Source organism: Bradyrhizobium pachyrhizi (assembly GCF_001189245.1).
GTDB classification, from domain to species: domain Bacteria; phylum Pseudomonadota; class Alphaproteobacteria; order Rhizobiales; family Xanthobacteraceae; genus Bradyrhizobium; species Bradyrhizobium pachyrhizi.
Map to the genome: position 1 here is coordinate 330956 of NZ_LFIQ01000117.1, position 4158 is coordinate 335113.

Annotated in this window: 6 protein-coding genes; 5 read left to right on the plus strand and 1 reads right to left on the minus strand. The window is 63.7% G+C overall.

All coding sequences use genetic code 11. The features are described from left to right. Window positions 1–1219, minus strand: a 1219-nt coding sequence (locus tag AKL29_RS41315) for a helicase HerA-like domain-containing protein (RefSeq protein ID WP_244482561.1), incomplete at its 3' end; no start/stop codon positions are given. Between the two features lie 339 nt (window positions 1220–1558). On the opposite strand from AKL29_RS41315, the gene AKL29_RS33355 reads away from it, so the two are divergent. The 5 genes from AKL29_RS33355 to folK all read left to right on the plus strand — a co-directional run. Further along, window positions 1559–1924, plus strand: a complete 366-nt coding sequence (locus AKL29_RS33355; RefSeq protein WP_016841849.1) for a hypothetical protein — start codon at window positions 1559–1561, stop codon at window positions 1922–1924. Window positions 1925–1980: 56 nt separating this feature from the next. Then, on the plus strand, window positions 1981–2388 hold the full coding sequence (locus AKL29_RS33360) for a DUF4332 domain-containing protein (RefSeq protein WP_028331645.1): 408 nt from the start codon (window positions 1981–1983) through the stop codon (window positions 2386–2388). Between the two features lie 87 nt (window positions 2389–2475). Further along, the gene (gene folP, locus AKL29_RS33365) at window positions 2476–3333 is read left to right on the plus strand and encodes a dihydropteroate synthase (protein ID WP_050387176.1); all 858 of its coding nucleotides are present in this window, start codon (window positions 2476–2478) and stop codon (window positions 3331–3333) included. After that, complete coding sequence (folB, locus tag AKL29_RS33370) at window positions 3330–3710, plus strand: dihydroneopterin aldolase (RefSeq protein ID WP_016842351.1); 381 nt, start codon at window positions 3330–3332, stop codon at window positions 3708–3710. Before folP ends, folB begins: the two co-directional genes overlap by 4 nt. Window positions 3711–3716: 6 nt before the next feature. Further along, window positions 3717–4158 (plus strand): 2-amino-4-hydroxy-6-hydroxymethyldihydropteridine diphosphokinase (gene folK / locus AKL29_RS33375; RefSeq protein ID WP_152977871.1); only part of this gene is annotated, 442 nt, incomplete at its 3' end.

The following is a 4158-nucleotide window of genomic DNA, read 5'->3' on the forward strand; positions in this document are numbered from 1 at the left end:
ACGGCGGGCGCACCATGACGCGCTCGACCATCGACGGCGTGCCGCCGCCCTCGAGGAACGACACCAGCGCCTCGCCCTTGCCGAGCTCCATGATCACCCGCGCGGTGTCGAGCTTCGGATTGGGCCGGAAGGTCTGTGCGGCCGCGGCAACCGCCTTCTGGTCGCGCGGCGTGAAGGCGCGCAGCGCGTGCTGCACGCGGTTGCCGAGCTGCGCCAGCACCTTGTCCGGCACGTCGATCGGATTCTGCGTGACGAAATAGACGCCGACGCCCTTGGAGCGGATCAGCCGCACCACCTGCTCGATCTTGTCCATCAGCGCCTTCGGCGCGTCGGTGAACAAGAGATGCGCCTCGTCGAAGAAGAACACCAGCTTCGGCTTCGGCAGGTCGCCGGCCTCCGGCAATTCCTCGAACAATTCCGAAAGCATCCAGAGCAGGAAGGTGGCGTAAAGCCGCGGGCTCTGCATCAGCTTGTCGGCGACCAGGATATTGACCATGCCGCGGCCGTCGCGGTCGGTGCGCATGAAATCCTTCAGCGTCAGCGCCGGCTCGCCGAAGAACTTGGCGCCGCCCTGATTCTCGAGCACCAGGAGCTGACGCTGGATCGTTCCGACGGTCGCCTTGGACACATTGCCGTAGCCTTGCGCGGCCTTACGGATCGGCGCCAGCGGATCCTCCTCGTCGTCGGCGGCCTTCTTGCTGCCGTCCGGGGCGATCGCATCCAGCAGCGCCCGCAGGTCCTTCATGTCGATCAGCGTGAGACCGTTCTCGTCGGCGACGCGGAAGGCAACATTGAGCACGCCTTCCTGCACGTCGTTCAGATCGAGCATCCGCGAGAGCAGCAGCGGTCCCATCTCGGTGACGGTGGCGCGCACCGGATGGCCCTGCTCGCCGAACACGTCCCAGAATACGGTCGAGAACTGATCCGGCTGAAAGGTCAGACCCATCTCCTTGGCACGCTTCAGGATAAAGTCCTTGGCCTCGCCGACTTCGGAGATACCGGAAAGATCGCCCTTGATGTCGGCTGCGAAAACCGGAACGCCGGCGCGCGCAAATCCTTCAGCCATGACCTGTAGCGTGACGGTCTTGCCGGTTCCGGTCGCACCGGTCACAAGGCCGTGGCGGTTGGCCAGCGCAAGCGTCAGCCAGGCCGTTTCCTCGCCCTTGCCGATAAAGATTTTCTCATCGGTGTCGGCCAACTTGTTGTCGGACGTCGCCATCGCTTCGCCTCTTAACGCGATTTTAAATCGGCTCGATCCATTCGAACCGATGACATCATATTGCATCTTGCAGGTCGATTGAAACCATCGGCGCGCACTGATGTATATTGTCGCTGCACCAGTTCCTCATACTTTATTCCCGGCCAAGTGACGAAAGGCATTGCGCATTGCGACAAGATGGTGTGAATCCGCCGCTCACTCTTGCAGAGGTGCAACACTCCCGACGCGATTGAAAAAGAAAACGAACTGAAATGCGCGGATCGCTTGTATTTCGTGACACAGGCGCTCAAGATAAATCTTCAAGAATGATCCGGCAAAAACCGGTTGAGGCGGGGCAATATGGACGAATTGGTTGGGCAGCTGGCCGCGAAGGCCGGCATCGACGGTGCTGTCGCTGAAAAAACCATCGGCATCGTTCTGGGTTTCCTCCGTAACGAGGGACCTTCCGACAAAGTTCAGGCTCTGATCGACCAAATCCCCGGCGCCGAAGCGGCAATCGCCGCCTCCAACAACAGCGGTGGTCTATCGCGGTTGATGGGTGGCGGTCTGATGGCTGTCGGCACCCGGCTGATGGCGCTTGGATTGAGCATGAGTGAGATTCAGAACGTCGCGCGTGAACTTTTCAGGTTCGGCCGCGACAAAATCGGAGCGGATCAAATGGGCGAGATCATCTCGGGGACGCCGGGCCTCAGCCAGTTTGCCTGAAGCATTCTCCCAAACGCCATTGCACGTGCGCTCCCTTCTACCTGCATACGAGTATCATGACATACCCCCTCTCCGAGATCGAAGGCCTGTCCGCCTATTGCGCCACCAAACTGAAATCGCAGGGTATCCGCACGACCGACGCACTGCTTGAAGCCGCCCGCACCGTCAAGGGACGCAAGGCGCTCGCCACCAAGACCGGGATCAGCGAACAACAATTGCTCGAATGGGCCAACATCTCCGACTACATGCGGATTCCCGGCATGGGCAAGGCGAAGGTCGGCCTGGTCCGCGCCGCCGGCGTCACCACCGTGCGCGAGCTCGCGCACCGCAACCCGTCGCGGCTCGCGCAGAGCATGAAGGACGCCAATGTGCGTCGTAAGCTCGTCCGCGTGATGCCGTCGGAGAAGTCGGTCGAGCTGCTGATCGAAGAGGCACGCAAGCTGCCTCCCAAGATCACCTATTAGCCTGTCTTAACGGCATTCGGCCGCCGGCCGCGTCACACGTCATCGCCACACCTTGACTTGCCGCTGCGGTCAGCGCAAAGCCACCGCATGATGGCGAGCAAGCCGATAGCATCGACGGTGACCGGCCCGGCCGTATCGGCGGTGCTGCCGGCGCTGTTGTCGCGGCCTTATCCGGCCGTGATGGGCATCCTGAACGTGACGCCGGACTCGTTCTCCGACGGCGGCCAGTTCGCCGCACCCGAAGAGGCGCTGGCGCAGGCCCGCAAGCTGGTCGCCGAAGGCGCCGATATCATCGACATCGGCGCGGAATCCACCCGTCCCTACGGCTCGCAGCCGGTCACCGCCGAGGCCGAGATGGCGCGGCTGAAGCCGGTGCTGGCCGACGTGATCGCGCTTGGCGTGCCGGTCTCGATCGACAGCATGAAATCGGAGGTCGTGGCCTGGGCGCTCGACCACGGCGCGGCGATCGCCAATGACGTCTGGGGCCTGCAGCGCGATGCCGGCATGGCGCCGCTCGTCGCCGCACGCGGCGTGCCCGTGATCATCATGCACAATCGCGAGCAGGCCGATCCGGCGATCGACATCATGCAGGACATCGCCGCGTTCTTCACCCGCTCGCTCGCGATCGCCGCGAGCGTCGGCATTTCGCCCGACCGGATCGTGCTCGATCCCGGCATCGGCTTCGGCAAGACCCCGGAGCAGAGCATGACCGCGCTGGCGCGGCTCTCCGAGCTCGACGCGTTCCGACTGCCGCTGCTGGTCGGCGCCTCGCGCAAGCGCTTCATCAGCACGGTCGTGCCGTCGGAGCCGCAACAGCGGATCGGCGGCTCGATCGCGGCGCATCTGATCGCCGCGCAGAATGGCGCCCGCATCATCCGCGCGCATGACGTCGCCGAAACCGTTCAGGCGCTGCGCGTGGCCGCAACAATCGAGGGACAGCAATGACCGATACGATCTTCATCACCGGGATCGTCATCCATGCCCGTCATGGCGTGATGGAACATGAGACCGAAGTCGGGCAGCGTTTCGTCATCGATCTCGAGCTCTATACCGACCTCTCGGAATCCTCGCGCACCGACCGCCTCTCCGATACGGTCTCCTATTCCAACGTGGTGGCGACCGCCACATCGGCATTCAAGAACACCAACTACAAGCTGCTGGAGCGCGCCGCCGGCGCGGTGGCCGAGGACATCCTGGCGAGCTTCCCGCGGATCCGGGCGGTCAAGGTCACGGTGCACAAGCCGCACGCGCCGATCGCCGCGATCTTCGACGATGTCGGCGTGGTGCTGACCCGCTCGCGCCATCAACCGCCCCAGGGTTGAACGCAGATGGCTGACGTCCTGATCGCCCTCGGCGGCAATGTCGGCGACGTCCGCACGACGTTTCGCAAGGCGATCGCCAATATCTGCGGCATGACCCAGGCCGCGCTTATCGCGCGCTCGTCGGATTATTCGACGCCGCCCTGGGGCGAGCAGCAGCAGGACAGCTTCATCAACGCCTGCATCGAGATCGAGACCAGTCTCGATCCGCACGCGCTGCTGTTCACGCTGCACAAGATCGAAGCCAAATTCGGCCGCGACCGCGCCAATGAGCAGCGCTGGGGGCCGCGCACCCTCGATCTCGACCTGATCGCCTATGACGACGTCACACTGAACAAGCCGGAACTGACGCTGCCGCATCCGCGCCTGTTCGAACGCGCTTTCGTGCTGGTGCCGCTCGCCGAGATCGTTCCCGACCGCGTCATCGCCGGGCGCCGCGTCGCCGATGCGC

What these genes read in the sequence shown, in the direction of transcription:
- folP (WP_050387176.1), top strand. Translation starts at nt 2,476, where the DNA reads ATGATGGCGAGCAAGCCGATAGCATCGACGGTGACCGGCCCGGCCGTA.
- folB (WP_016842351.1), top strand. Translation starts at nt 3,330, where the DNA reads ATGACCGATACGATCTTCATCACCGGGATCGTCATCCATGCCCGTCAT.
- AKL29_RS33360 (WP_028331645.1), top strand. Translation starts at nt 1,981, where the DNA reads ATGACATACCCCCTCTCCGAGATCGAAGGCCTGTCCGCCTATTGCGCC.
- AKL29_RS33355 (WP_016841849.1), top strand. Translation starts at nt 1,559, where the DNA reads ATGGACGAATTGGTTGGGCAGCTGGCCGCGAAGGCCGGCATCGACGGT.